The organism is Rhodococcus ruber (assembly GCF_016804345.1).
In the GTDB taxonomy this organism is placed as follows: domain Bacteria; phylum Actinomycetota; class Actinomycetes; order Mycobacteriales; family Mycobacteriaceae; genus Rhodococcus; species Rhodococcus ruber.
The window spans coordinates 1,773,808-1,800,472 of record NZ_CP044211.1 but is presented as its reverse complement, the minus strand read 5'-3'; the positions used below and the strand labels follow the sequence as shown (position 1 = coordinate 1,800,472).

The following is a 26,665-nucleotide window of genomic DNA, read 5'->3' as shown; positions in this document are numbered from 1 at the left end:
CCGGGTGAGCCTGTCGGTCCACTCGGGCATCATGCGCACCATGACGGCACTCACGGCACTGGCGTTGCTCGCGGCCCTCGCGCTCGGCGTGGTTGTCGGCTGGTTGCTGCACGCCGCCCGCAGCGGCGACCGCGCCGCGCGGGCGGAGGCCCAGCTCGCGGCCCTGCGCGAGAACGAGGGGCAGCTGCGGCAAGCGCTCGGCGCCGTGAGCGAGGACTCCGCCCGCCGCCATTCGGGCGCGATCGGTGAACAGGTCTCACGTCTCGTCGGACCCTTGCAGGAGGCAGTGGGGGCGCTCGCCCGGCAGGTGGAGCACGTCGAGCGCAACCGGGTGCACGCGTACGCCGGTCTCACCGAGCAGGTCGAAGGCATGCACCGCGCCTCGCAGCTGCTCTCGACGCAGACGCAGCAGCTGGTGACGGCCCTGCGCGCCCCGCAGGTGCGCGGACGGTGGGGCGAGATCCAGCTCGAACGCGTCGTCGAGCTCGCCGGCATGGTGCGGCACTGCGACTTCGACACCCAGGTCACCCGGGACGGGGTCCGCCCGGATCTGCTGGTGTATCTCGCCGGTGGCAAGCAGATCGTCGTGGATGCGAAGGTGCCGTTCGCCGCCTATCTCGACGCCGCCCAGGAGGAGGACGTCGCTCGGCGTGACCAGCACCTGGTGCGGCACGCCCGTCAGGTACGCACGCATGTCGACCAGCTCTCGGCGAAGGCCTATTGGGAATCGTTCGATCCGACGCCCGAGTTCGTGGTGCTGTTCGTTCCCGGCGACCCGTTCCTCGATGCGGCGCTGGCCGCGGATTCGGACCTGCTCGAGTACGCGTTCGCGCGGAACGTGATCCTGGCCACCCCCACCACCCTCGTGGCGCTGCTGCGCACCATCGCGCACACCTGGCGCCAGGAGGCCCTGTCGAAGGAGGCCGCGACGATCCACCAGCTCGGCCGGGAGCTGTATCAGCGGATCGGGGTCGTCGGCGGACACCTCGATCGGCTCGGGTCCCAGCTGGGCAAGGCCGTCGACTCGTTCAACCTGACCGTCGCGTCGATGGAGTCCCGGGTCGGGGTGACGGCCCGGAAGCTGAGCGAACTGGAGATCTTCGACGGCGAACACCCGGAGGTGCGACCGGTCGATGCGTGGCCGCGCCGCGTGACGCCGACGGATACTTCCGAGTCCGACGGTCCTGTCGACGAAGCAAGTTGACCCGAGGGGTCTAGTGTCGACATGTGTCTGCAACGCAACGTGCTCGCTCGGCGGTGCCGCTCGACATGCGGTCGGTGGCGCCCACTGTGCCTGGCGTCCCGTGGTGGGGCGCGGTCCTCGTCGCGGCGAGCTCGACCCTGCTCGGCTTCCTCATCGATGCGGCACGCGGTAACGAACTGGGTTCGGCGTTCTCCGCGTTCTACGTGCTCGGTTGCGTCGCGGCGGTAGCGGCCGTGCAGCATCGGGCGCTGTTCACCGCGATGGCCCAGCCGCCGCTGCTGCTGCTCGTCGCCGTTCCGATCGCGCAGGAGTTCCTCGTCGAATCCGGTGGTGGGGGCCTGAAGGACCTGGCGCTCAACGTGGCGTATCCGCTGGTGAACCGGTTCCCGGTGATGCTCACCGCCACGGTGGCGGTCCTGGTCGTCGGCGGGCTGCGGATCTTCCTGAGCCGGTCGCAGGTACCGGCCCCGGCCCGTCCGCGCCGGCGGGGCGCACGCGCCGCCGGGGCCCCGTCACGCGACTCGCAGCTGGACCGCGACGGTGGTGGGGCTGCGAAGCCGGCGCGGGGACGTCGCGCCCGTGCGGCCGCCCGACCCCCGGCCTCCACCAAGGCCAGCGTGCGACAGGTTGCAGACACGCGCGACAACCCGGTGGTGCGGCGCCGCACCACCGCCCCGGCTCCGGACGCGGCGCGCCGCGGCGCCGGCGAGCCGCCCGCGGCACCCGATGTCGCCTACCGGACCCGGCGGGCCGAACCGGCCCCACGACGGGCCGAACCCGCCCCACGACGGGCCGAACCGGCCCCACGGCGAGCCGAACCGGCCCCACGGCGGGCCGCCGAGACCCGCCGGGACTACGACCGGCGCGGCGATCACCGCTCCCGCCCCGACCGTCCCTACGAGCGGGGAGAGGTGCCCCCGCCGTCCCGTCGGCGGGCGCCGGGACCGGAGACCCCGGACTACCGGCAGCCCCGGGTGCGCTATCGGGACCGGTACGAGGACTGACCGAGTCCGCGCCGGATCACACGCGCCGGATCACGCGCGCCGGATTACGCGCGACGCGCGGAGCGCAGTTCGCGCGGCAGCGCGAACACCAAGGTCTCGTTGGCTGTGGTGACCGACTGCACGTCGGCGAAACCGTGCTCGGCGAGCAGGTCGATCACGCCGCGTACGAGGACCTCCGGCACCGAGGCGCCGGAGGTGATGCCCACGGTCCGGACGCCGTCGAGCCATGCCGGGTCGACCTCGCGGGCGTAGTCGACGAGATGCGCGGCCCGGGCACCGGCCCCCAGAGCCACCTCCACGAGCCGGACCGAGTTCGACGAATTGCGGGACCCCACGACGATGACCAGGTCGCATTCGGGCGCCATCGCCTTGACCGCCACCTGCCGATTCTGGGTGGCGTAGCAGATGTCGTCGCTCGGGGGATCCTGCAGCAGCGGGAACTTCGCGCGCAGCCGCTGGACCGTCTCCATGGTCTCGTCGACGCTGAGGGTGGTCTGCGAGAGCCAGATGACCTTCGCCTCGTCGCGCACGGTGACCTGGTCGACCGCGTCCGGACCGTCGACGAGCTGGACGTGGTCGGGGGCCTCGCCGGCAGTGCCCTCCACCTCCTCGTGGCCTTCGTGACCGATGAGCAGGATGTCGTAGTCGTCGCGGGCGAAGCGCTTCGCCTCCTGATGCACCTTCGTCACCAGGGGGCACGTGGCATCGATGGTGCGCAGGCTGCGTTCGGCGGCGGAGGCGTGCACCGCAGGGGAGACACCGTGCGCCGAGAACACGAGCACCGCGCCCTCGGGTACCTCGTCGGTCTCCTCGACGAAGACGACACCTCGCTCGGCGAGGGTCTCGACCACGTGCCGGTTGTGGACGATCTCCTTGCGGACGTAGATCGGGGCACCATGCTTCTCGAGTGCCTTCTCCACCGTTTCGACGGCCCGGTCGACACCGGCGCAGTACCCGCGCGGCTCGGCGAGCAGGACGCGCTTGCCGGCAGCCGGTGAACCGGCCGACCGAGTGATTCCGACTTCGAGGGGAACAGGCGCAGACATGCCTCCAGGGTACGGGCCGTCCGCGGGGCCGGCCGTCCTCGGCTACCAATCGGGCGGCACGTGAGGCAGTCTGTTTCCCATGATCCGTCCACCGTTCATGGCGCGGGTGGCGGCCGGGCTGGCCGTCACCGCGTACGAAGAGACCCTCAAGCTGCCGTCCACCGCGGTCGCCCTGCCGATGACCACGGTCAGCCAGATCCTTCAGACGACGATGCGGATCCAGCAGACGATGACGTCGCTCGCGATCAAGGGCGACCAGTTGTTCGAGCTGCTCGGCGCTGCCCCCGCCGAGGCGCCGTCGTGGGCCACCTTCGACGACGACGCCGAACCGGTGGGCATTGCCGAGCCGTCGACCGCGGGGGCACCGGGACGCTTCGCCCTCTACTCGATGCCGCCCGCGACGGAGGCGGCGGTGCCGGTCCCCACCGATTCGAGGGCCGGGAAGTCCGCCGGCGCCGGGACGGAGGGGTCCGGGCCCCGCGCCGGAGCCGAGTCGACCGCCGAGTCCACCGCCGCCAAGATCAGTGCCGGCACGACCGCAGCCGGCGACGACGCCGACACGACCGCGACGAAGCCGGCGAAGAAGGCAGCGAAGGCACCGGCGAAGAAGACCGCGAAGAAGGCTGCCGCCGGGAGCGCGGCCGGGGCCGAGCTTCCCGAGATCGTCGAACTGCTCGACTACCCGTCGCTGACCCTGGCGCAACTGCGGGCGCGGATGCGCACCCTGTCGGTCGAGGACCTGCGGGCGCTGCTCGAGTACGAAAGCGCCACCCGCGCGCGGGACCCGTTCGAGACCATGCTGTCCAACCGGATCGCGAACGCAAGCACCAAGTGACCTCCGCGCCCACGGCCACCCCGTCCAACTCCGCGGAACATCCGTGGCCCGTCCGGACCGTCTCGCAGAAGGTCGCGAGCTGGATCGACCGGCTCGGCTCGGTCTGGGTGGAGGGACAGATCACCCAGCTCAACGTGCGTCCCGGCACCCGCACCGCCTTCCTCACGCTGCGGGACCCGTCGGCGGACATGTCGCTGTCGGTGACGTGCTCGCCGCAGCTGGTGCAGAACTCCCCTGTGCCGCTCACCGAGGGCAGCCGGGTGGTGATGTTCGGGAAGCTGTCGTTCTGGACCGGCCGCGGCACCCTGGCCCTGCGGGTCACCGAGATCCGGGCCGTCGGAATCGGCGAACTCCTCGCTCGGATCGAGCGGCTACGGGCGCTGCTCGCGGCCGAGGGGCTGTTCGACCCGCGGCTCAAACGGCCCCTGCCGTTCCTGCCGCACCGGATCGGTCTGATCACCGGCCGGGCGAGCGCCGCCGAACGGGACGTGCTCAGCGTCGCGCAGCGCCGGTGGCCGGCGGTCCGTTTCGAGATCCGCAACACCGCCGTCCAGGGGCCCACCGCGGTCCCGCAGATCCTCGAGGCGCTCGAGGAACTCGACGCGGACCCGTCCGTCGACGTGATCGTGCTCGCGCGCGGCGGCGGCAGCGTGGAGGACCTGCTGCCGTTCTCCGACGAGGCGCTGTGCCGCGCGATCGTCCGGTGCACGACGCCGGTGGTCAGCGCGATCGGGCACGAACCGGACAGCCCGCTGTCCGACTACGTCGCCGATCTGCGGGCGGCCACCCCCACGGACGCGGCGAAACGGATCGTGCCGGACGCGGTGGCCGAGCAGGACCTGGTGGACGAGCTGCGAGAGCGGGCGGCGGCGGCGCTGCGCAACTGGGTGCGCAGGGAGGAGCACGTGATCGAACAGCTGCGCAGCCGGCCGGTGCTCGCAGACCCGCTGCGCACCGTCGACCAGCGGCGCGAGGAGATCGAGCGGCTGCGGCAGTGCGCCCGACGCGACGTGGCCCGGGCGATCGCCGCCGAGGCCACCCGGATCGAACATCTCGGGGCGCGACTCGGGACGCTCGGTCCCGCCGCCACCCTGGCCCGCGGCTACGCGGTGGTGCAGCGGATGGTCCCGGACGGGGACGCGGAGGTGCTGCGGTCCGTCGACGACGCACCGCCCGGCACCCAGCTGCGGGTGCGGGTCGCCGACGGTGCGGTGCGCGCGGCCGTCATCGGACGAGAGAAGTGACGAGGAACGGATGAGCGAGACGAAGGACACGCCCGTGAGCGGCCCGAACGACGACGTTGCGGAGTTCGGCTACGAGCGGGCGCGCGACGAGCTGGTCAACGTGGTCAAGATGCTCGAACAGGGTGGCCTGGACCTGGACGAGTCGCTGACGCTGTGGGAGCGGGGCGAGGCGCTCGCGCGCCGCTGCGAGGAGCATCTCGCCGGCGCCCGGCAGCGCGTGGAGGCCGCGCTGGCGCACAGCGACGACGAGGTGGACGAAGACGACGAGTGAGCGGCGCGCCCGTCAGGGCTGTAGCGGCGCGCCCGTCAGGGCTGTAGCGGCGCGCCCGTCAGGGCTGTAGCGGCGCGCCCGTCAGGGCTGTAGCGGCGCGCCCGTCAGGGCTGTAGCGGCTCAGCCGCCCCCGCTGCGGCCGCGAGCTCGCGGAACTCGGCCTCGTCGCCGGAACCACCGACGAGGATCCGGACGTCGCCGAAGTCGGACACCCACAGCGGTTCGACACCCTGCCCGCCGTAGACCACCCAGTCGCGGCCGGCGATGTCCTGCGCCCCCGTCGCGGTGCGCGGCTCCCCGGCGACGAACCGCACCAGCTCGTCCTCCCCCGCGTTCGACTGGGTGAACCGCACGTACCGGCCGGCGGGGGTGATGTACCCGACGGTGCTCGAGTCGCCGCCCTGTTCGCCGGTGATGATGCTGCGGCTGCCGGAGTTCGCCTGCCAGTCCTCGGGCACCTTCGGCTGCCGGATCGGGAAGTCCAGCTCACGCGCGTCGTACTTCAGGCCCGCGTCGACGTCGAAGCTGGGCACGGGTCCCGCGGTGGGGCCGCCGGGGCTGAAGGAGCACTGGCTGGCGATGGCGGCCACTACGACCATGATCAGCAGCAGCGGAATCAGCGACCACGCCATGTCGCGCGTGTCGTGGAGAATGCGGGGTTTCTGGGGGGCCACGCCTCCAGTCTGACAGCCGTCGGCACCGATACCCGCACGTGGCCGGGTCCGAGCCCCGCTCACGGGACGGTGATGAGAGAATTACCACTCGAAACCATCGGAACCCGACGGTCGTCCCTTCGACGTCCGTCCCGCGTCGGCAACCACGTCGACCGACCGCACCAGGAGGCAGTAGCCCATGACGGCCAGCACCCCGACCCGCCGCCAGGCCCCGGACCGCAATCTCGCCCTCGAGCTGGTGCGTGTCACCGAGGCCGCGGCGATGGCTGCGGGCCGCTGGGTCGGCCGTGGCGACAAGGAAGGTGGCGACGGCGCCGCCGTCGACGCCATGCGTCACATGGTCAGTTCGGTGTCCATGCGCGGCGTCGTCGTGATCGGCGAGGGCGAGAAGGACGAGGCGCCCATGCTCTACAACGGCGAGGAGGTCGGCAACGGCGACGGACCGCTGTGCGACGTGGCGGTCGACCCGATCGACGGCACCACTTTGATGGCGAAGGGCGCACCCGGCTCCATCGCGGTGCTCGCCGTCGCCGAGCGCGGCGCCATGTTCGACCCGTCCGCCGTGTTCTACATGGACAAGATCGCTGTCGGCCCGGAGGCCGCGGACGTCATCGATATCACCGCGCCGGTCGCCGAGAACATCAGCCGCGTGGCGAAGGCGAAGCACTCGGAGATCTCCGACATCACCGTCACGATCCTGGACCGCCCCCGGCACGCGCAGCTCATCAGCGATGTGCGCGCGACCGGCGCCCGTATCCGGCTGATCTCCGACGGTGACGTCGCCGGTGCGATCGCCGCGGCGCGCCCGGGTTCGGGTGTCGACATGCTGCTGGGCATCGGCGGCACCCCGGAGGGCATCATCGCCGCGGCCGCGATGCGGTGCATGGGCGGCGCGCTGCAGGGTCGCCTGGCGCCGAAGGACGACGAGGAGCGGCAGAAGGCGATCGACGCGGGTCACGAGCCGGGCCGCGTGCTGACCACCACCGACCTGGTCAAGGGTGAGAACATCTTCTTCTGCGCGACCGGCGTCACCGACGGTGAGCTGGTGAAGGGTGTCCGCTACTACGGCGGCGGCGCGACGACGCAGTCGATCGTGATGCGCAGCAAGTCCGGCACCGTCCGGATGGTCGAGGCGTACCACCGGCTGAAGAAGCTCAGCGAGTTCACCTCGATCGATTTCCACGGCGTCGCGGGGGCCGTTCCTCCCATGCCGTGACCCGGTTCGCGGTCGTGGCGCCCTTTCGGATCTCCGCCGGTCCGAAGGGGCGCCGCTGCGGCTCGAGCGGCCTACTGTGAAGCCATGGCCGACAATTCCGAGCAGCAGTTCCGAATCGAACACGACACCATGGGCGAGGTCCGGGTCCCGGCCGACGCCCTGTGGCGCGCTCAGACCCAGCGGGCCGTGGAGAACTTCCCGATCTCCGGCCGCGGTCTCGAGCGCACCCAGATCCGCGCGATGGGCCTGCTCAAGGCGGCGTGCGCCCAGGTGAACAAGGATCTGGGTCTGCTCGACGCGGAGAAGGCCGACGCGATCGTCGCCGCCGCTACCGAGATCGCCGAGGGTCTGCACGACGACCAGTTCCCCATCGACGTGTTCCAGACCGGTTCGGGCACGAGCTCGAACATGAATGCCAACGAGGTCATCGCGAGCATCGCCGCGCAGCGCGGGGTGACCGTACATCCCAACGATCACGTCAACATGTCGCAGTCGTCGAACGACACCTTCCCGACCGCGACGCATGTCGCCGCCACCGAGGCGGCGGTGAAGGATCTCGTCCCTGCCCTCGACCAGCTGCGGGCCTCGCTCGCGGCGAAGGCGGAGGAGTGGAGACGCGTCGTCAAGTCCGGGCGGACGCACTTGATGGATGCCGTGCCGGTCACCCTCGGCCAGGAGTTCGGGGGCTACGCCCGGCAGATCGAGGCCGGCATCGAGCGGGTGCAGGCGACCCTGCCACGGCTGGGTGAGCTGGCCATCGGGGGCACGGCGGTCGGCACGGGCCTGAACGCCCCCGAGGGATTCGGTCCCCGCGTCGTCGCCGAACTGGTGCGGGTGACCGGGGTGGAGGCGCTGACGCCGGCGAAGAACAGCTTCGAGGCGCAAGCCGCGCGGGACGGTCTCGTCGAGGCGTCCGGGGCGCTGCGGACCGTCGCGGTGTCGTTGACGAAGATCGCCAACGACATCCGGTGGATGGGGTCCGGCCCGCTGACGGGTCTCGCCGAGATCCAGCTGCCGGATCTGCAGCCCGGCAGCTCGATCATGCCGGGGAAGGTGAATCCCGTGCTGCCGGAGGCGGTGACCCAGGTGGCGGCGCAGGTCGTGGGCAACGACGCGGCCGTGGCGTGGGGTGGTGCCGCGGGCGCGTTCGAGCTCAACGTCTACATCCCGATGATGGCCCGCAACCTGCTCGAGTCGCTGCGCCTGCTGGCCAACGTCTCGCGTCTGTTCGCCGAGCGGTGCGTCGACGGGCTCGTGGCGAACACCGAGCATCTGCGTACCCTCGCCGAATCGTCTCCCTCGATCGTGACGCCGCTGAACTCGGCGATCGGGTACGAGGAGGCCGCTGCGGTCGCGAAAGAGGCGCTGCGGGAGAAGAAGACCATCCGGCAGACGGTCGTCGACCGGGGGCTGATCGGTGACGGCCTGAGCGAGGAGGAGCTGGATCGGCGGCTCGACGTGCTCGCGATGACACGGGTGGAGCCGCGAGACTGACGACACCCGGGGTCTTGTGATGAGCGTCTCATCGTGATCTGATACGAAGCTGAATTCTAATTCAGGTCGTAGGAAGCGAGACGTCATGACCACCGTCCCCACCGTCACCGGCACCGTCGACAGCGGCAGCCTCGGCCGGACACTGATGCACGAGCACCTGTTCGTCCTCTCCCCCGAACTGCACGGCAACTGGGACATCGGCGTCGACCTGGACGCGGCGGTCGCCGAGGCGATCACGCGCGTCCGGGAGGTGCACGCGGCCGGCTTCGACACGTTCGTCGACCTCACCGTGGTCGGCACCGGCCGCAACATCGACCTCATCCGACGGGTCGCCGAGGCCACCGACATGAACATCGTCGTGGCGACCGGTCTCTACACCTACATGGACCTGCCGCACTACTTCCACTACCGCGGCCCCGACACCCTGTTCGGCGGCCCGGAACCGATGGTGGACTTCTTCGTCCGCGACATCGAGGAAGGCATCCTCGACTCCGGAGTGCGGGCGGGAATGCTCAAGTGCGCCATCGACGCCCCGGGCCTGACCGCGGGAGTCGAGCGGACGGCACGGGCCGTGGCGGTCGCCCACCGCCGCACCGGCGTACCGATCACGGTGCACACCCACGCCCACTCCGAGTCCGGACGGGTGATGCAGCGCCTGTTCACCGAGGAGGGCGTCGACCTCTCGCGTGTGATCGTCGGCCACAGCGGCGATTCCGACGACATCGGCTATCTCACGGCGCTGATGGACGCCGGCTCGTACATCGGCATGGATCGCTGCGGCGTGGACGTGTATCTCGGCTTCGAGCAGCGGGTGAAGACCATCGCCGCCCTCGTCGAGCGCGGCTATGCCGGCCGGATGCTGCTCTCGCAGGACTACGCCACCCTCAACGACTGGCTCGACCCGCAGATGCTCGCCGTCGCGACGCCGCGATGGAGCTACATGCACCTGCACAACGACGTGCTGCCCGCGTTGCGGGAGGCCGGGGTCGGCGACACGGACATCGACCGGATGCTGATCGACAACCCGCGCGAGATCTTCGAACGTCGCGACACGTACTGAGCCCGGCGGGCCGTCCGCGGCCGGGCACGCCACCCGGCCGCGGACGGCACCGGTCACACCGCCGACTCGGAACGGCGAACGACGAACCGGGACAACTCGTCCCGGTCGATTGCCCGCTTGAGGATCTTCCCGGACGCCCCCTTCGGCAGGGCGTCCACGAAGCGGACGATGCGGGGCGCCTTGTAGGCGGACAACCGTTCCCGGCACCAGCGCACGAGGTCCTCGGCACCGGCGCCGGCGTCGTCGCGCAGCACGACCACCGCGGCGATCTCCTCGCCGTAGTGGCGGTCCGGCACGCCCACCACGGCGGCCTCGACCACGTCGGGATGCTCGTAGAGCACCTCCTCCACCTCGCTGGGATACACGTTGTAGCCGCCCCGGATGACGAGGTCCTTGACCCGGTCGACGATGCGCAACCGGCCCTGCTCGTCGAATTCCCCGAGATCGCCGGTGCGGAACCAGCCCTCGTCGTCGAGCACGGCCGCGGTGTCGGCCGGTCGCTGCCAGTAGCCGGCCATGACGACGGGTCCGCGGACGAACACCTCGCCCACCTCCCCCGGGCCGCACGCGACGCCGTCCGGCCCGTAGACCTCGACCTCGATGTCCGGGGCCGCGGTGCCGCTGTACCCGATGCGCGCCGGGACGTCCCCCCACGAGAAGGTCGCCATGGCCGTGGTCTCGGTCAGGCCGTATCCCTCCCGGATGGTGCAGCCGAAGCGGTGCTCGAAGTCACGGGCCACCTCCCCCGGCAGCGACGCTCCCCCCGATACCGCCAGCCGGAGTCCCGCGAAGTCCGCTGGTCCGTAGGGAGATTCGGCATGCAGCATCGCGTTCCACATGGTCGGCACCCCGCACACCACCGTCAGCCGGTCCCGGACGACGAGGTCGAGCATCGCCGCCGGATCGAACGGGGACAGCAGGGACAGGGAGGCCCCCGCGGTGAAGGCCGACATCATCACCGACGCCTGGCCGAAGATGTGGAACAGCGGCAGCCCGGTCCCGACTCGATCCTCGGGTCCCGATTCGGACAATCGGCACGAAATGCGTCCTGCAGACAGCAGATTCGAGACGGTGAGCTGAGCCCCCTTCGGGCGGCCGGTGGTGCCCGAGGTGTACAGCACCGCCGCGGTGTCACCGTCGGCACGGTCGACGGGATCGACGGGCTCCTGTTCGACCGCGGCGCCGGGCTCCAGCGACAGCCACGGCACACCGAGCCCCTCCGCGGCCTCGGCCACCGAGCCGGAGGCGGCATGCCAGGCGATCGCGAGCACGGCCCGCGAATCCCCGAGGGTGTAGCGCAGTTCGGCCGCGGTGGACATGGTGTTCACCGGCACCACCACGGCACCGAGCGCCTGGATGCCGAGGTAGGCCACCACGAACTCGGGCACGGAGGGAGCGAGCAGGAGCACCCGGTCGCCGGCGGCGACGCCGCGGCTGCGGAGCAGCGCGCCGTAGCGCAGCGCGTCGTCGCGCAGCTCGCGGTAGCTCCGCTGCCCGTCCCGCGTGCGCAGGGCGATGCGTTCCGGCGCCGCGTCCGCGTGGGCGAGGACGGGGTCGAGAACACTGGCCATGAGTGGTTTCCCTTCGTCGAGAGACATAGTGGGGGAGAGCGGCTCGTGATTGACATCACATGACCGATGCCCCAGACTAGCACCACAGCCTGAACCCGAATTCATGTTTGAGTGCTGTTTCTCGGCCCGTCCGACCGGAGGAATTGATCTGTGACATCGCCATCCGTGAGTCCGACCGGCATCACGACCGCCGGCACGTCGCACCACACGCGCGCTCATCGTAAACTGCTCGCCGCCGGGCTCATCGGCAGCTCGATCGAGTGGTACGACTTCTTTCTGTACGGCACCGCCGCGGCGCTGGTGTTCCCGCACGTGTTCTTCCCCGACAGCTCCCCCCTGATGGGAACGCTGTTGTCCTTCAGCACCTTCTGGGCCGGGTTCGTCGCCCGGCCCCTCGGCGGGCTCGTGGCCGGCCACTTCGGTGACCGCTACGGCCGCAAACCCGTCGTCGTGGTCTGCCTGCTGCTCATGGGTCTGGCGACGTTCCTGATCGGCTGCCTGCCCTCCGCCGCCGCCATCGGGGTCCTCGCCCCCATCCTGCTGGTGACGCTCCGCTTCCTGCAGGGCCTCGCCTGCGGCGGGCAGTGGGGTGGAATCGTCCTGCTGCTCACCGAGTCCGCCGATCCCAAACGTCGAGGCTTCGCCGGCACGTTCGGGCAGATGGGCGTGCCGTGCGGCGTCATCCTGGGCAACGTCGCGTTCCTCACGGCGACGGCCGCGATGTCGAACGAGGTGTTCCTCGACTGGGGCTGGCGGATTCCGTTCCTCGCCAGTGCCGCGCTGTTCCCCGTCGTCCTCTACATCCAGACCAAGGTGGAGGACACCCCCGAATTCCGGGAACTGCAGGCCGAAGTCGCGGCCAAGCGGCCCGAGCAGCAGGTCGTCCAGGCCCCGCTCGCCGAGGCGATCCGCACCCACTGGCGCAAGATCCTGCTGGGCTGCGGTCTGCTCGCCGCAACCAACTCGCTGTTCTACATCAGCATCGCCGGCGTCCTGAGCTACGGCACAACCGAACTCGGCATGGACCGCAATTCGATCCTGGCCATCTCGCTGGCGAGCTCGCTGGTGGGCCTCGGGTTCATCCTGTGGTCGGGGTGGATCTCCGACCGCATCGGCCGCCGGCCGATGATCATGATCGGGGCCGCGGCACTCGTGCTGTGGGCATTCCCCTACTTCTGGCTCGTCAATACCGCGAACCTCGCGTTGTTCGCGGTGGCCGTCACGGTCGGGTCGATCTTCCAGTCCATGACCTACGGCCCGCTGGCGGCGTACCTGGGCGAGCTCTTCGAGCCCAACGTCCGGCTCTCCGGCGCGTCGCTCGCCTACCAGCTCGCCGCCGTCACCGTCAGCGGCGGCACGCCGTTCATCATGACCGCCCTGATCGCCAACACCGGCACGACCACCCTGGTCTCGGTGTTCGTGGCCCTCATGGGCGCCCTCACGCTGTTCTCGGCGTGGGTGCTCAAGGAGACCAACCCCGCGGAGGTGCGCCGCGACCCGAAGGCCGTCCCGGGCATCGCCCACGCACGGTAACCGAACGGGTGCTGCCGGCCTCCACGATCGCTCGTGGAGGCCGGCAGCATCTGTGCCGTACGCAGCTCAGGCGACGACGCGGGCGAGCGACTCGGCCACCGCGACCGGCTTCTCCTGCCCCTCGCGCTCGAACGTCTGCAGCGTCCGGATCTGGATGCCGCCACCGGCGGCCTCGGCCCCGAGCACCTGCATGCGCATCCGGATGCGGGAACCGACCGGCAGCGGCGAGACGAAGCGCACCTTGTCGTAGCCGTAGTTGAGGCCGTGGGCGAACCCGTCGAAGCTCATGAGCTTGTAGGACAGGCCCGGCCCCAGCGAGAGCACGAGCAGACCGTGCGCGATCGTCGTCCCCAGCGGACTCGTCGCGGCGCGCTCGGGGTCGACATGGATCCACTGGTGGTCGTCGGTGACCTCGGCGAAGGCGTTCACGAGTTCCTGGGTCACGGTCACCCAGTCCGTCGGTCCGATGTCCCGTCCCACCAGGTCCCGGAGGTCGTCGAGGCCCGTGGGTCGCACGGGCAGGGTGCTGATGTCGTCGGTCATGGATGCTTCCTCTCCGCGCGGCCGGAGCGACTCGCGCCGAATCAAAACTTGAAGTTGAAACCGCGTTCAACTATACAGGGAGGGAGACGTCCGTCACCATCCTGTTCGCGACGTACCTCGACGACGGGCGATCCCCAGCCCTGCCCCTCCCCTTCCGCCAGGAGTGACCATGTCGGTCTACGAAATGTCCGAACGCACCGTGCAGTACCGCGACGCCCTCCTCGCCTTCATGGACGAGCACGTCTACCCCGCCGAGTCGGTGTACGAGGAACAGATGCGCGCCTCCGGGGACCCGCACTTCCAGCCCCCGATCCTCGAGGAGCTCAAGGCCGAGGCCCGCCGGCGCGGCCTGTGGAACCTCTTCCACCCCCACCCCGACTGGGGCCCGGGCCTGACCAACCTCGAGTACGCGCCCCTCGCCGAGATCATGGGCCGCAGCCACATCGCCTCCGAGGCGTGCAACTGCAACGCACCCGACACCGGCAACATGGAGGTGCTCACCCTCTTCGGGACCGACGAGCACAAGGAGAAGTACCTGCGCCCGCTGCTCGACGGCACGATGGCCTCGGCGTTCGCGATGACCGAACCCGCCGTCGCCAGCTCCGACGCCACCAACATCGAGCTGTCCATGGTCCGGGACGGCGACGAGTACGTCCTCAACGGGCGCAAGTGGTTCGCCTCCAACGCGATGCACAAGAACTGCAAGGTCCTCATCGTCATGGGCAAGACCGACCCCACGGCGGCCCCGCACCGCCAGCAGTCGATGATGGTGGTGCCCATCGACGCTCCCGGCGTGACCGTCGTGCGCAACCTCCCGGTCTTCGGTTACGCCGACCGCGAGGGCCACGCCGAGATCACCTTCGAGAACGTGCGGGTGCCGAGCAAGGACGTGCTCGCCGGCGAGGGCGAGGGCTTCGCGATCAGCCAGGCCCGCCTCGGCCCCGGCCGCATCCACCACTGCATGCGCGCCATCGGCATGGCCGAGCGAGCCCTCGAACTGCTGTGCCGGCGCGCGTCGAGCCGGGTCACGTTCGGTCAGCCCGTGAGCGAGCGCGCCAACATCCAGGACTGGATCGCCGAGGCCCGGATCGAGATCGAGATGACACGGCTGCTCACGCTCAAGGCTGCCCACCTGATGGACACCGTCGGCAACAAGCAGGCCCGGATGGAGATCGCCGCGATCAAGGTCGCCGCCCCGGCGATGGCGCTGAAGATCATCGACCGCGCCATCCAGGTGCACGGCGGCGGAGGCGTCACCGACGACTTCCCGCTCGCCATGATGTACGCGCACATGCGCACCCTGCGCCTGGCCGACGGCCCCGACGAGGTGCACAAGCGGTCCATCGCCGTCGCCGAACTGCGCAAGTACCGCACCGCTCCCGCCGCCTCGGTCAACGGCCACAAGGTGACGGTGGGCTGACGATGACCGGACTCGATCTGACCGGCCGCACCGCGCTCGTCACCGGCGCCTCCCGCGGTATCGGGCTGGCCGTCGCCCGGGACCTCGCAGCGGCCGGCGCGAACGTGGTGCTCACCTCCCGCAAGCAGGACGCGGCCGACGCCGCGGCCGCCCAGGTCACCGCGGCCGGGGTGCGCGGCACGGCACTCGGCGTCGGCGCGCATGCGGTCGACGAGGACGCGGCCCGGAGGTGCGTCGACCTCACCGTCGAGCGGTTCGGGCGCCTGGACATCCTGGTCAACAATGCCGGCACCAACCCCGCGTTCGGTCCGGTGCTCGCCCAGGACCACGCACGCTTCGCCAAGACCTTCGACGTCAACCTCTGGGGTCCGGTGCTGTGGACCTCACTGGCCGTGCAGGCGTGGATGGGCGAGCACGGCGGAGCAGTGGTCAACACCGCCTCCATCGGAGGGATGGCACCCGAGGCGAACATCGGCCTGTACAACGCCTCGAAGGCGGCACTGATCCACCTCACCCGCCAGCTCGCCCTGGAACTGGCGCCGCGGGTGCGGGTCAACGCCGTCGCCCCGGGTGTCGTGCGCACCCGTCTCGCCGAAGCCCTCTGGAAGGACCACGAGGACCGGCTCGAGGCGGCCCTGCCGCTCGGCAGGATCGGCGAGCCGGCCGACATCGCCTCGGCGGTGGCCTTTCTCGCCTCCGACGCCGCGAGCTGGATCACCGGCGAGACCCTCGTCGTCGACGGCGGCGCGATGCTCGGCACCGCCGCCGCAGCGGAGGCCGGCGTCGCCGTCGCCCCGTGAGCGCACCCCGCACACCGAACTCGATGGAAAGGTAATCCCATGAAGGCCTGGCGAATTCACGAAGTGGGCGAGCCCAAGGAAGCGCTGCAACTCGTCGACGTCCCCGATCCGGAGGCAGGCCCCGGACGGCTCGTGGTGCGCGTCGCCGCGACGCCGGCCAACTTCCCCGACGTGCTGCTGTGCCGCGGGCAGTACCAGATGAAGCCGGAACTGCCCTTCACCCCCGGCGTCGAACTGGCCGGGACGGTCGTCGCGGTCGGCGAGGGCGTCACCCGCTTCGCCGTCGGCGACCGGATCATCGGCAATCCCGAGTTCCCCTTCGGCGGTTTCGCCGAGCTCGCCGTGGTTCCGGAGGAGGACGCCTACCGCGCCCCGGCGTCCCTCGACGACGCCGAAGCGTCGGCGTTGTCGATCGGATACCAGACGTCGTGGTTCGCCCTGCACCGGCGCACCCAGCTGCGGGCCGGGGAGACCCTGCTCGTGCACGCCGCGGCCGGCGGCGTCGGCAGTGCCGCAGTGCAACTCGGCAAGGCCGCCGGCGCCACCGTCATCGGTGTCGTCGGCGGCGCCGAGAAGGCCGACTACTGCCGGGCCCTCGGCGCCGACGTCGTCGTCGACCGGCACCGCGAAGACTTCGTCGACGTCGTCAAGGACGTCACCGCGGGTCGCGGTGCGGACGTGGTCTACGACCCGGTCGGCGGCGACTCGTACAGCCGCTCCACCAAGTGCATCGCGTTCGAGGGCCGCATCCTGGTGATCGGGTTCGCCGGTGGCACCATCCCGCAACCGGCGCTGAACCACGCGCTCATCAAGAACTACTCGATCATCGGCCTGCACTGGGGCCTGTACCGGCAGTACAACCGTGCCGCGATCGAGGCCTGCCACGAGGAACTGTGCCGCCTCGCCGACGACGGCGCCATCCGGCCCCTGATCAGCGAGCGACTCTCCCTCGACGACGTCGCCGACGGCGTGGCCCGCCTCGGCGACGGGCACACCGTGGGCCGGCTCGTCTTCCAGCCGTGACCGGCCGCATCCGGACGGGCTACTTCGGGATCACCTGCGTCGCACCGTCGACATAGGTGATGGTGCCCATCTCGAACTCGCTCTCGAGCCCGTTCGGGATGGGCCGCTCGTCGCTGATGGGGAATCCGAGTTCGCCACCCGCACCGCCCTGGGCCTCCCAGGCGGTGCGGATCTCGCCCCACACCACGTGCGCGTCGGTGTCGGGGCTCCAGGCGACGATGCCGCCCTCGAACTCCGCGACGTAGCCGTCGCCGACATCCTGCTGATCCGCGGTCGGTGCGCCCAGCGGGCTGTCGGCACCGCCGATCTCGTTGTACTTCGCCAGAATCGGCCCGCTGATGGTGTACTCGCCGCCGCCCGCACCCGGCAGGGTCGTCGTCTCCTCGACGGAGGCGCCCGGCTCCGTGTTCTCGGCCCCGGTGGCGCCCTCGACCGCGGACTCCGCGGCGGACGTCGCGCGCTCGACTGCCGATTCCGCCGCGCTGGTCACGCCGGCCACGGCGTCCTCGGCGCTGGTGCCGTCGTCGCTGCTGCAGCCGGCCAGGACCAGTCCCGCGGCAGCAGCGGCCGCGGCCACGGTGGCGGTGCGACGGGCTCGTCTGTTCATGGCATCCTCCTCGGAGATCGGGCACCGGTGTCTCGACGCTAGCGAGTGGCCCCGGGCCCCGGGCGGTTTCCGTCCGGACCTGCCCGCGGCCCTGCGCCGCACGCCGGCGTCGGCGCTGGTCGTCGCGGTGACCCCGGCCCCGCGCCCGGACGTCACGGTTGCACAACGATCGTCGTTGCGGGGCCCGAGGCTTCGAGAGTCTTCCGCGCACCGAGCCGGGGGCATACCATGCGACGGACGAGAAAGGCCGTGACATGCGCGCACCCCGTCGTCGCCGGATCGGCGCCGCCCTCGCCCTCGTGGCGATCCTGTCGGCTGCCTGCGTCTCGGTCGACACCGCCGACTCTCCGGCGTCCTCGGCGCCGGCCTCGCCGGAAGCCCAGTCCCTCTCTCCCCCGCAGGTCGCAGGCATCGACATCCCGGACGGACAGGTCGACGACGCTGTCGCTCGCCTCGACGACCTCGCCCGGGAGCTGATGGATCGGACCGGCATTCCCGGAATGGCGGTGGCGGTCGTGCACCGCGGTGAGATCGTGTACGCGGAGGGGTTCGGGGTGCGCGAGGCCGGCCGCGACGGTGCGGTGGACGCCGACACCGTCTTCCAACTGGCCTCGATGTCCAAGCCGCTCGGCGCCACCGTCGTCGCCCGCCAGGTCGGCGAGGGCGTGATCGGCTGGGACACTCCGGTGGTCGAACGCCTGCCGGGGTTCGCGCTCGCGGACCCGTACGTGACCAGCCGGGTGACCGTCGGCGATCTCTACGCCCATCGTTCCGGACTTCCCGACCACGCCGGCGACGAACTCGAGGACCTCGGTTTCGACCGCGAGCAGGTGTTCGACCGGTTCCGCCTGCTGCCGCTCGGGCCGTTCCGTGATTCGTACGAGTACACCAACTTCGGGCTCACCGCCGCGGCACAGGCGGTCGCCGACGCGTCCGGCGCCGAGTGGGCGGACCTGTCGCAGCGGGCGTTGTACGAGCCTCTCGGAATGACTTCCACCAGTTCCCGATTCGAGGACTACGAGGCCCGGCCCAATCGGGCCGTCGGCCATCAGCTCGTCGACGGCGACTACGTCGCGCGCGCCGTCCGCGATCCCGACGCGCAGTCCCCGGCCGGCGGGGTGAGCGCCTCGGTCACCGATGTCGCGCAGTGGCTGACGATGCTGCTCGGCGACGGCGAGTACCAGGGCCGCCGCATCGTCGACGCGGACGCCCTGCTCCCGGCGGTGTCCCCGCAGGCCGTGGCGAGCCCGCCGGGCACCGTCGACAGCCGGGCGGGGTTCTACGGGTACGGATTCAACGTGGGCACGAGCCCAGCCGGGCGCGTGACGCTGAGCCACTCCGGGGCGTTCGCGCTGGGCGCCGCGACCGCGTTCACCGCGATCCCGTCGGCGGACGTCGCGATCGTCGCGCTCACCAACGCCGCCCCGATCGGGGTGCCGGAAACCCTCGCCGCCGAGTTCACCGATCTCGTGCAGTTCGGGGAGATCCGGGAGGACTGGACCGACCTGTACGAGCAGCGCTTCGCCACGTTCGACGACCCGAAGGGCTCGCTCGTCGGGCGCACCGCCCCGACGAACCCCACCCCCGCCCGCCCGCTCGGGCAGTACACCGGCGCCTACACCAGCGAGTACTACGGTCCCGCGCGGATCGACGAACGCGAGGGCGCCCTGGTGCTCACCATCGGTCCCGCCGAACAGACATACCGGCTCGACCACTGGGACGGCGACGTGTTCACCTTCCCGATCGAGGGCGGTGAGAACGCCCCGGACGGGACGGTCTCCACCGCCACCTTCACCCCGGACGGCGTCACGTTCGAATACTGGAACGAGAACGGCCTGGGAACCTTCACCCGAACAGGAGCGTCATGACCGCACCCGAAACCGTCGCGGACGAGAAGTCCGTCGCCGTCGTCCGCGAATTCCTCGACGCGATGGTCGCCGAGGACATGGAACGAGCCACCGCCCTCCTCGACCCGGACATCGCCTGGCACAACACGTCGCTGCCGACCGTGCGGGGCCTGCCCCGGGTGCGGCGCATCCTCGAGGGCCTGCGCCGGCCGTCGCTGGGCTTCGACGTCGTCGTCCACCACATCGCCGCGACCGGAAACGTGGTGCTCACCGAGCGCACCGACGTCATGCGCGTCGGCCCGGTGTCCGTCCGGTTCTGGGTGTGCGGCACCTTCGAGCTGCGCGACGGGAAGATCACGGTGTGGGACGACCACTACAACGTCGGCACACTCGTCGGCGCCACGGGTGCCGGCGTCCTCCGGGCGGTGCTGCGCCGGTCGTAGAATCTCCTCGGCCGTCGAACCGTTCGACGGCGACGACGCAGGGAGCACGACGATGACCGACGCCGACCGGACGCCCGCGTTCGAGGCCGGAGTCCGGGTCCGCAGCGAGGTGATGGGCGCCGACTTCGTCGAGCGAGCCTTCGACCGCGCCCGCGGCACCGACGCCGAGGAGATGCAGGAGTTCGTCACCGAGCACGTATGGGGCTCGGTGTGGACCCGGCCGGGACTCGACCGTCGCAGCCGCAGCCTGCTCAACCTCGGCATGCTGATCGCGCTGCGCGCGGAGAACGAGCTGCGCGGGCACGTGCGCGGCGCCCTGCGGAACGGATTGACCCGCACCGAGATCGTCGAGGCGGTCATCCACGCGGGCGCCTACTGCGGCGCCCCGGCCGGCCTGGCCGCGATGCGCGTCGTCCAGGAAGTCCTCGAGGCCGAACTCGGTCCGCGCCCCGAGCAGGACTGACCCGCCGCCGCGGTGTGAACGGCGTTGGTGGTGGGCCGAATGTCACATTGCGTCGATGACATCGACGCAATGTGACATTCGGTCACCACCGGGCAGCCGGCCTCAGGCGCCGGGTGCGAACTCCTCGAGCATCTCCGTCACGAGCGCCGCGATCGGCGAACGCTCACTGCGGGTCAAGGTGACATGCGCGAAAAGCGGGTGCCCCTTGAGCTTCTCGATCACCGCAGCGACGCCGTCGTAGCGGCCCACCCTGAGGTTGTCGCGCTGGGCGACGTCGTGGGTGAGCACCACCCGTGACCCGGCGCCGAGGCGGGAGAGCACGGTGAGCAGCACGTTGCGCTCGAGGGACTGCGCCTCGTCGACGATCACGAACGAGTCGTGCAGCGACCGGCCCCGGATATGGGTCAGCGGAAGCACTTCGAGCATGCCCCGGCTGATGACCTCGTCCATCACCTCCGGGCTCGCAAGGCCGTCGAGGGTGTCGAACACGGCCTGCGCCCACGGCCCCATCTTCTCGCTCTCGCTGCCGGGGAGATAGCCGAGTTCCTGTCCTCCGACGGCGTACAGCGGCCGGAACACCACGACCTTGCGCTGGGTGCGCCGCTCCAGCACGGCCTCGAGACCCGCGGTCAGGGCCAGTGCCGACTTACCCGTGCCCGCCTTACCGCCGAGCGAGACGATGCCGACGGACTCGTCGAGCAGCAGGTCCAGCGCCACCCGTTGCTCCGCGGAACGCCCGTGCAACCCGAACGCCTCCCGGTCTCCGCGCACCAGCTGCACCCGCTTGTCCGGCGTGACCCGGCCCAGCGCGCTGGACGAGCCGCCCAGCAGACGGATCCCGGTGTGGCACGGCAGATCCCTCGCGGTGTCGAGGTCGACGATGCCCTCGGCGAACAGGTCGTCGATCAGCGTCCGGTCCACCTCGAGTTCGGTCATGCCGGTCCAGCCCGACGTCACCACGTCCTGGGCGTGGTACTCGTCGGCGCTGAGCCCGACGGCGCCGGCCTTGACCCGGAGCGGGATGTCCTTGCTGACCAGCACCACGTCGTGCCCGTCGCCGGCGAGGTTCAGCGCGCACGCCAGGATCCGGGAATCGTTGGTCTCGGTGCGGAATCCGGCCGGCAGCACCTGCGGGTCGGTGTGGTTGAGCTCGACGTGCAGGGTGCCTCCCGCGTCCCCGATGGGAATGGGCTGATCGAGCCGCCCGTGCTGCAGGCGCAGGTCGTCGAGCAGCCGCAACGATTCCCTCGCGAACCAACCCAGTTCGTGATGGTGCCGCTTGCCTTCGAGTTCGCCGATCACGACGAGGGGTAGCACCACTTCGTGCTCGGCGAAGCGGGTCACCGCCCACGGATCGGAGAGCAACACGGAGGTGTCCAGCACGTAGGTGCGCACATCGGGTTTCTTCGCCGGGGTCCGGCCGGAGCGGCGGGCGGGGACGGAGCGTGTTGCAGTCACGTGAGGCTCCTAGGCCTGTGTAGCACCACACAGACTTCGTTCGATGGGCCGGTCGAACCTGGTGTCCACGAGGGACACGAGGGCCGGGTGCCGGCCCCTCGCTCTGTCTGTCACAGTCACGATCAGGACCTCCCGCGTAGCCGGCAACTGCGCCGTCTACACCCCCGACGCTAACGCCGACACGCCCCGTTCGCTCGACGAGCGAAGAGGCGTGTCGGTGAAGATTGGGTAAACGTGGCAATCCCGGCACGTGCCGGGAGCCGCGCCTAGATCAGTTTCCAGTCCTCGAGACCCTGGTACAGCGGCGCGGCGGCGGCGAGCGCGCTCACCCGGCCGCGCAGCGCCGCGGCGTCGGATGCACCCGTCAGTGCGGCCGCGATGATGTCGGCGACCTCGGTGAACTGCTCGTCCCCGAAGCCGCGGGTGGCCAGCGCCGGGGTGCCGATGCGCAGGCCGGAGGTGACCATCGGGGGACGCGGGTCGAACGGCACCGCGTTGCGGTTGACCGTGATGCCGATCTCGTGCAGCAGGTCCTCGCCCTGCTGGCCGTCGAGCTGCGAATTACGCAGGTCGACGAGGACGAGGTGCACATCGGTGCCGCCGGTCAGCACGGTGATGCCCTTGTCGGTGACGTCGGACTGCATCAGCCGCTCGGCGAGGATCTGCGCGCCGGAGACGGTCCGGCGCTGCCGGTCCTTGAACTCCTCGCTCGCGGCGATCTTCAGCGCGGCGGCCTTCGCGGCGATGACGTGCATGAGCGGGCCGCCCTGCTGGCCCGGGAACACCGCGGAGTTGATCTTCTTGGCCCACTCCTGCTTTGCGAGGATCAGACCCGAGCGCGGACCGCCGAGGGTCTTGTGGACGGTGGTGGACACGACGTCCGCGTACGGCACCGGCGACGGGTGCAGCCCGGCGGCGACGAGACCGGCGAAGTGCGCCATGTCGACCCACAGGTAGGCACCGACCTCGTCGGCGATGGAGCGGAACGCCGCGAAGTCCTCGTGCCGCGGGTACGCGGACCATCCGGCGACGATGACCTTCGGCTTCTCGGCCAGCGCGATCGAGCGGACCTCGTCCATGTCGACGCGGTGGTCCTCCTTGCTGACCCCGTAGGACGCGACGTCGTACAGCTTGCCGGAGAAGTTCAGCTTCATGCCGTGGGTCAGGTGCCCGCCGTGGGCGAGGTCGAGCCCCAGCAGCTTCTCGCCCGGGTTCATCAGCGCCATCAGCACGGCCGCATTGGCCTGCGCCCCCGAGTGGGGCTGGACGTTCGCGAACTCGGCGCCGAACAGTTCCTTGGCGCGGGTGCGGGCGAGGTCCTCGACGATGTCGACGTTCTCGCAGCCGCCGTAGTAGCGGCGTCCCGGGTATCCCTCGGCGTACTTGTTGGTGAGCACGCTGCCCTGCGCCTGGAGCACCGCGCGCGGCACGAAGTTCTCCGACGCGATCATCTCGAGCGTGTCACGCTGGCGCGACAGCTCGCCGGCCATGGCCTGCGCCAGCTCGGGGTCGAGATCTGCGAGCGAGGCGGTGTTGACGTCGGTGCCGGGCACAACGGTCATCGAGGTTTCTCCAAGCTGGGGACGGCGGGAATTCACCTACCAGTCTACGAACCCGACCCCCGGTCCAGGAACCCGGTCCCCTCGGGCGACGGCGCAGGTCACGACTGCTCGCACCGCAGGACGCCGGGCACCAGGGGTTCGTCGAGCAGGCGACGGAACCGTTCGACGCGTTCCGGGCCCGCCGGGGCCTGCGCCAGCCAGCCGCCGAGCAGGCGGTACCCCTCGACGTAGGTGCTGATGTAGGCGCGCCACAACGGCGACGACAGGAAGCGGAGCGACTGCCGGGCCCGTTCCGGACTCGACAACGACCACCGCTGCAGGAAGGCGACGACCTCGTCGCCGGTGCGTCCCCGGTCGTGCAGGAGCAGAGCGGCGTCCTGGCGGACGCTCAGCAACCCGGCCGACGCCTCGTGCAGCTTCTCGGCGAGCTCACCGTCGAACCGCAGGCCCAGGTCGGCGTAGATGTCCTGCGCCCACCGCCCCCAGCCCGGTCCGACGATCGTCTCCAGCGCGAGGTCTGCCAGTCCCTCGGCCATGAGGCACTGCGGGGTGTTCACGACGAAGAGGGTCTGCTCGTCGTGCCCCCCGGCGACCAGTCCGGCCTCCTTGCGGCAATGTTCGGTGTGGTGGCCGGGATAGGACTCGTGCGCGATCAGCCGCGGCAGGTGCGACATGTGCTGGTCGAGATCGGAGTTGATCGCGACGCGAGAGCGGTAGCGGCCCAGGTAGTAGTTGAACCCGGACCACGGCTTGTCGCCGACCACCTCGTACTCGACGGTTTCGGTCTCGGGTAGCGGGAACACCGCGCGGACCTTGTCGCGCAGGGCGCTCGAGAATGCGTCCACGCACTCGGCGAGGCGGTCGGCAGGGACGACCTCGGACTTGCGGTGGGCCTGCAGCCGCTCGGCCAGCGGGCCAGTGCCGGGCAGCAGCGCGTCGATCCGCCGGTGGGCGTCGCGGTACGCGTCCTCGTCGCCCAGGCCGATACGCACGTCGAAGTAGGCCTCGACCTCCTCGACGAAGGCGATGTCCTCGCCGGCGAACTTGCGGGCCGAGCAGTCGAGGGCGCGCAGGTGCACGTCGAGGAAGCGGGTGCGCTCACCCGAGAGCCCCGTCGCGGGCAGCTCGGCACGCAGCCGCCGTGCGGTGTGGGACAAGTCACGAGGGTCCGGGGCCGGCGCGTTCTCCACCCGGCGACGCAGCTCCGGGTCGCCGGTGAAGGCGTCGACGAAACCCTCCTCGAGCCGGTCGAACGCCAAGCCGAGCAGGAGGTATTCACGCACCAGCGAGTCCGGGTCCATGCCCTCGCACCCTAGTCCCCCGAACCGGCCCCCGGCCCGTCGGCGACCCCGGAAACCGGACCCCGCGCAGCGAGCGGATGTGTCAGCGAGCACAATCGGCCGATATGGACATCCTTCGCTGCGAGCCATACCCGGGGTGTGCCGCCGGGCCCGTCGAGTCGGGAGTGTGCCGGTGGCGCGTTTGAGCGAGCCGAGTCCGTACGTCGAGTTCGACCGCAAGCAGTGGCGGACGCTGCGCAAGTCGACGCCGCTGGTGCTGACCGAGGAGGAGCTGCGCGGCCTGCGGGGCCTCGGCGAGCAGATCGATCTGGCGGAGGTGGCGGAGGTGTACCTCCCGCTGGCCCGTCTGATCCATCTGCAGGTCGCCGCACGACAGCGACTGTTCGCCGCGACCGCCACGTTCCTCGGCGAGAAGCATCCGGACCAGCAGGTGCCGTTCGTGATCGGAGTGGCCGGCTCGGTCGCGGTCGGCAAGTCGACCACGGCGCGCGTGCTGCAGGCACTGCTGGCGCGCTGGGAACACCACCCTCGGGTGGACCTGGTGACCACCGACGGCTTCCTGTACTCGTCCCGGGAGCTGATGCGACGGAACATCATGCATCGCAAGGGGTTTCCGGAGAGTTACGATCGGCGCAAACTGCTCCGGTTCGTCACCGAGGTCAAGTCCGGCGCCGCGGAGGTGGCGGCCCCGGTGTACTCGCACATCTCCTACGACATCATCCCGGGCCAGTATCACGTGGTGCGGCAACCGGACATCCTCATCATCGAGGGCCTGAACGTCCTGCAGACCGGTCCGCGGCTGATGGTGTCGGACCTGTTCGACTTCTCGATCTACGTCGACGCCCGCCTCGAGGACATCGAGAAATGGTATGTGGAGCGGTTTCTCGCGCTCCGCAAGACGGCGTTCTCCGATCCCGAGGCGCATTTCCACCACTACGCGAACCTGTCGGACCGCGACGCCGTGGGCGCCGCGAAGGAGATCTGGCACTCGATCAACCGGCCGAACCTGGTGGAGAACATCCTGCCGACGCGGCCGCGCGCAACGCTGGTCCTGCGCAAGGACTCCGACCATTCGATCAACCGTCTGCGCCTGCGCAAGCTGTAGGCGGCTTCGCCGCCGGTGCGTCCTTTGGGCTGCGGGGACAGCCCAAAGGACGCACCGGCGGTTAGGCGCCGAAGCGGCGGTGCCGCGCCGCGAAGTCGCGCAGCGCGCGCAGGAAGTCGACGCGCCGGAACTCCGGCCAGTAGGCCTCGGTGAACCAGATCTCGGAGTACGCGCTCTGCCACAGCAGGAAGCCCGAGAGCCGTTGCTCGCCGGAGGTCCGGATGACCAGGTCGGGGTCGGGCTGCCCCGAGGTGTAGAGATGATCGCTGATGGCCTCGACCGTGACGGCCTCGACCAGGCCCTCGCCGTCGAGCCCCTCGCGCTGCTTGGCCCGCAGCAGAGCCTGCACGGCGTCGGCGATCTCCTGCCGGCCGCCGTAGCCGACCGCGACGTTGACGTGGGTGCCGGTCCGGCCCTGCGTGCGCTCGGCGGCCTCGCTCAGGCGCCGGCTCAGTTCGTCCGGCAGCAGGTCGAGCGTGCCGACGATCTTCACGCTCCAGTTCTGTTCCGGGCCCGAGATCTCCTCGACGACGTCGGTGATGATCTCGAGCAGCGCCTCGAGCTCCTCGGGTTCACGCTGCAGATTCTCCGTGGAGAGCAGGTAGATGGTGGCCCGCTCGATGCCGGCGGCATCGCACCAGCTCAGCAGTTCGGCGATCTTGAGTGCGCCCATGCGGTGCCCGTGACTGACGTCGGTGAACCCGTTCTCGCGGGCCCAGCGACGGTTGCCGTCGCACATCACGGCGACGTGCCGGGGGTGCTGGGCGCCGTCCAGCTTGCTCAGCAGCCGTCGTTCGTAGAGCTGGTACAGCAGGCCGCGCGCGTTCACCCCGAGATCACCACGCGGGTCACATTACGCTCACGATGCCCTCCGGGCGCGACGGCGGTCGGGTGCGTCCCTCGAACGCGGCTCCCCGCCCCCGCCCCGACACGCCGAGAAA

General features: G+C 70.5%; 25 protein-coding genes. 16 read left to right on the top strand and 9 right to left on the bottom strand.

Translation table 11 applies throughout. The annotated features are described in order from the left end of the window. Nucleotides 1-40 precede the first annotated feature (40 nt). Both F1734_RS08490 and F1734_RS08485 read left to right on the top strand, forming a co-directional pair. Complete coding sequence (locus F1734_RS08490; protein WP_026137639.1) at nucleotides 41-1,204, top strand: DNA recombination protein RmuC; 1,164 nt, start codon at nucleotides 41-43, stop codon at nucleotides 1,202-1,204. A 53-nt stretch (nucleotides 1,205-1,257) separates the two neighbouring features. Then, nucleotides 1,258-2,208, top strand: a complete 951-nt coding sequence (locus F1734_RS08485) for a DUF6542 domain-containing protein (protein ID WP_203011829.1) — start codon at nucleotides 1,258-1,260, stop codon at nucleotides 2,206-2,208. Nucleotides 2,209-2,252: 44 nt separating this feature from the next. Here F1734_RS08485 and F1734_RS08480 read toward each other — a convergent pair whose 3' ends face one another. Beyond that, on the bottom strand, nucleotides 2,253-3,254 hold the full coding sequence (locus F1734_RS08480) for a 4-hydroxy-3-methylbut-2-enyl diphosphate reductase (RefSeq protein ID WP_010592858.1): 1,002 nt from the start codon (nucleotides 3,252-3,254) through the stop codon (nucleotides 2,253-2,255). Between the two features lie 79 nt (nucleotides 3,255-3,333). Here F1734_RS08480 and F1734_RS08475 point away from each other — a divergent pair, with 79 nt between their 5' ends. The 3 genes from F1734_RS08475 to F1734_RS08465 are packed head-to-tail and all read left to right on the top strand — an operon-like array spanning nucleotide 3,334 to nucleotide 5,604. Next, the gene (locus F1734_RS08475) at nucleotides 3,334-4,089 is read left to right on the top strand and encodes a lipid droplet-associated protein (protein ID WP_017680268.1); all 756 of its coding nucleotides are present in this window, start codon (nucleotides 3,334-3,336) and stop codon (nucleotides 4,087-4,089) included. Continuing rightward, the gene (gene xseA / locus F1734_RS08470) at nucleotides 4,086-5,333 is read left to right on the top strand and encodes an exodeoxyribonuclease VII large subunit (RefSeq protein ID WP_017680269.1); all 1,248 of its coding nucleotides are present in this window, start codon (nucleotides 4,086-4,088) and stop codon (nucleotides 5,331-5,333) included. The genes F1734_RS08475 and xseA overlap by 4 nt, the downstream gene beginning before the upstream one ends. Nucleotides 5,334-5,343: 10 nt before the next feature. Continuing rightward, nucleotides 5,344-5,604, top strand: coding sequence for an exodeoxyribonuclease VII small subunit (locus F1734_RS08465; RefSeq protein ID WP_010592861.1), 261 nt, complete (start codon nucleotides 5,344-5,346; stop codon nucleotides 5,602-5,604). Between the two features lie 104 nt (nucleotides 5,605-5,708). On the opposite strand, the gene F1734_RS08460 is transcribed toward F1734_RS08465, so the two are convergent. Further along, nucleotides 5,709-6,278, bottom strand: coding sequence for a DUF4245 domain-containing protein (locus tag F1734_RS08460; protein WP_082170354.1), 570 nt, complete (start codon nucleotides 6,276-6,278; stop codon nucleotides 5,709-5,711). A gap of 178 nt (nucleotides 6,279-6,456) precedes the next feature. On the opposite strand from F1734_RS08460, the gene glpX reads away from it, so the two are divergent. The 3 genes from glpX (at nucleotide 6,457) to F1734_RS08445 (ending at nucleotide 10,048) form a co-directional block, all read left to right on the top strand. Beyond that, entirely contained in the window at nucleotides 6,457-7,494 is a 1,038-nt protein-coding gene (glpX, locus tag F1734_RS08455; protein WP_010592864.1) for a class II fructose-bisphosphatase, read from the top strand. Nucleotides 7,495-7,578: 84 nt separating this feature from the next. Further along, on the top strand, nucleotides 7,579-8,988 hold the full coding sequence (locus F1734_RS08450; protein ID WP_048771860.1) for a class II fumarate hydratase: 1,410 nt from the start codon (nucleotides 7,579-7,581) through the stop codon (nucleotides 8,986-8,988). Nucleotides 8,989-9,073: 85 nt separating this feature from the next. Further along, nucleotides 9,074-10,048 carry a phosphotriesterase family protein gene (locus F1734_RS08445; protein ID WP_010592866.1) on the top strand — a complete coding sequence of 325 codons (975 nt, stop codon included), beginning with the start codon at nucleotides 9,074-9,076 and terminating at the stop codon, nucleotides 10,046-10,048. Nucleotides 10,049-10,101: 53 nt separating this feature from the next. Here the strand turns inward: F1734_RS08445 and F1734_RS08440 are convergent, their stop codons facing one another. Continuing rightward, nucleotides 10,102-11,619 (bottom strand): AMP-binding protein, encoded by a 1,518-nt coding sequence (locus tag F1734_RS08440; RefSeq protein WP_203011516.1) that lies wholly within the window; start codon nucleotides 11,617-11,619, stop codon nucleotides 10,102-10,104. A 165-nt stretch (nucleotides 11,620-11,784) separates the two neighbouring features. On the opposite strand from F1734_RS08440, the gene F1734_RS08435 reads away from it, so the two are divergent. Further along, on the top strand, nucleotides 11,785-13,152 hold the full coding sequence (locus F1734_RS08435; protein ID WP_010592868.1) for an MFS transporter: 1,368 nt from the start codon (nucleotides 11,785-11,787) through the stop codon (nucleotides 13,150-13,152). Nucleotides 13,153-13,218: 66 nt separating this feature from the next. Here the strand turns inward: F1734_RS08435 and F1734_RS08430 are convergent, their stop codons facing one another. Further along, nucleotides 13,219-13,695, bottom strand: a complete 477-nt coding sequence (locus tag F1734_RS08430) for a MaoC family dehydratase (protein WP_010592869.1) — start codon at nucleotides 13,693-13,695, stop codon at nucleotides 13,219-13,221. A 169-nt stretch (nucleotides 13,696-13,864) separates the two neighbouring features. On the opposite strand from F1734_RS08430, the gene F1734_RS08425 reads away from it, so the two are divergent. Genes F1734_RS08425 through F1734_RS08415 form a run of 3 tightly spaced genes read left to right on the top strand, consistent with a single transcriptional unit; the run spans nucleotide 13,865 to nucleotide 16,938 of the window. After that, nucleotides 13,865-15,115 carry an acyl-CoA dehydrogenase family protein gene (locus F1734_RS08425; RefSeq protein WP_010592870.1) on the top strand — a complete coding sequence of 417 codons (1,251 nt, stop codon included), beginning with the start codon at nucleotides 13,865-13,867 and terminating at the stop codon, nucleotides 15,113-15,115. A gap of 2 nt (nucleotides 15,116-15,117) precedes the next feature. Then, nucleotides 15,118-15,915 carry an SDR family oxidoreductase gene (locus F1734_RS08420; RefSeq protein ID WP_140188392.1) on the top strand — a complete coding sequence of 266 codons (798 nt, stop codon included), beginning with the start codon at nucleotides 15,118-15,120 and terminating at the stop codon, nucleotides 15,913-15,915. Between the two features lie 39 nt (nucleotides 15,916-15,954). Then, nucleotides 15,955-16,938, top strand: coding sequence for an NADPH:quinone oxidoreductase family protein (locus F1734_RS08415; RefSeq protein WP_010592873.1), 984 nt, complete (start codon nucleotides 15,955-15,957; stop codon nucleotides 16,936-16,938). A gap of 19 nt (nucleotides 16,939-16,957) precedes the next feature. Here F1734_RS08415 and F1734_RS08410 read toward each other — a convergent pair whose 3' ends face one another. Beyond that, nucleotides 16,958-17,545: an LGFP repeat-containing protein gene (locus F1734_RS08410; RefSeq protein WP_010592874.1), complete on the bottom strand. Its 588-nt coding sequence runs from the start codon at nucleotides 17,543-17,545 to the stop codon at nucleotides 16,958-16,960. A 254-nt stretch (nucleotides 17,546-17,799) separates the two neighbouring features. On the opposite strand from F1734_RS08410, the gene F1734_RS08405 reads away from it, so the two are divergent. Genes F1734_RS08405 through F1734_RS08395 form a run of 3 tightly spaced genes read left to right on the top strand, consistent with a single transcriptional unit; the run spans nucleotide 17,800 to nucleotide 20,298 of the window. After that, entirely contained in the window at nucleotides 17,800-19,413 is a 1,614-nt protein-coding gene (locus F1734_RS08405) for a serine hydrolase (RefSeq protein WP_203011515.1), read from the top strand. After that, complete coding sequence (locus F1734_RS08400) at nucleotides 19,410-19,835, top strand: limonene-1,2-epoxide hydrolase family protein (RefSeq protein WP_010592876.1); 426 nt, start codon at nucleotides 19,410-19,412, stop codon at nucleotides 19,833-19,835. Before F1734_RS08405 ends, F1734_RS08400 begins: the two co-directional genes overlap by 4 nt. Nucleotides 19,836-19,887: 52 nt before the next feature. Then, on the top strand, nucleotides 19,888-20,298 hold the full coding sequence (locus F1734_RS08395; RefSeq protein ID WP_010592877.1) for a carboxymuconolactone decarboxylase family protein: 411 nt from the start codon (nucleotides 19,888-19,890) through the stop codon (nucleotides 20,296-20,298). A gap of 102 nt (nucleotides 20,299-20,400) precedes the next feature. Here the strand turns inward: F1734_RS08395 and F1734_RS08390 are convergent, their stop codons facing one another. The 3 genes from F1734_RS08390 to F1734_RS08380 all read right to left on the bottom strand — a co-directional run bounded on the left by F1734_RS08390 (nucleotide 20,401) and on the right by F1734_RS08380 (nucleotide 24,619). Next, nucleotides 20,401-21,756 carry a PhoH family protein gene (locus F1734_RS08390; protein WP_172603586.1) on the bottom strand — a complete coding sequence of 452 codons (1,356 nt, stop codon included), beginning with the start codon at nucleotides 21,754-21,756 and terminating at the stop codon, nucleotides 20,401-20,403. A 266-nt stretch (nucleotides 21,757-22,022) separates the two neighbouring features. Next, a complete protein-coding gene (glyA, locus tag F1734_RS08385) occupies nucleotides 22,023-23,318 on the bottom strand; it encodes a serine hydroxymethyltransferase (RefSeq protein WP_010592879.1) in 1,296 nt (431 codons plus the stop codon). A gap of 98 nt (nucleotides 23,319-23,416) precedes the next feature. After that, entirely contained in the window at nucleotides 23,417-24,619 is a 1,203-nt protein-coding gene (locus tag F1734_RS08380; protein WP_010592880.1) for a hypothetical protein, read from the bottom strand. A 172-nt stretch (nucleotides 24,620-24,791) separates the two neighbouring features. Here F1734_RS08380 and coaA point away from each other — a divergent pair, with 172 nt between their 5' ends. Beyond that, entirely contained in the window at nucleotides 24,792-25,724 is a 933-nt protein-coding gene (gene coaA / locus F1734_RS08375) for a type I pantothenate kinase (RefSeq protein ID WP_003935077.1), read from the top strand. 61 nt (nucleotides 25,725-25,785) lie between these two features. Here coaA and F1734_RS08370 read toward each other — a convergent pair whose 3' ends face one another. Further along, nucleotides 25,786-26,553, bottom strand: a complete 768-nt coding sequence (locus F1734_RS08370; protein WP_010592881.1) for an isoprenyl transferase — start codon at nucleotides 26,551-26,553, stop codon at nucleotides 25,786-25,788. Nucleotides 26,554-26,665 lie beyond the last annotated feature (112 nt).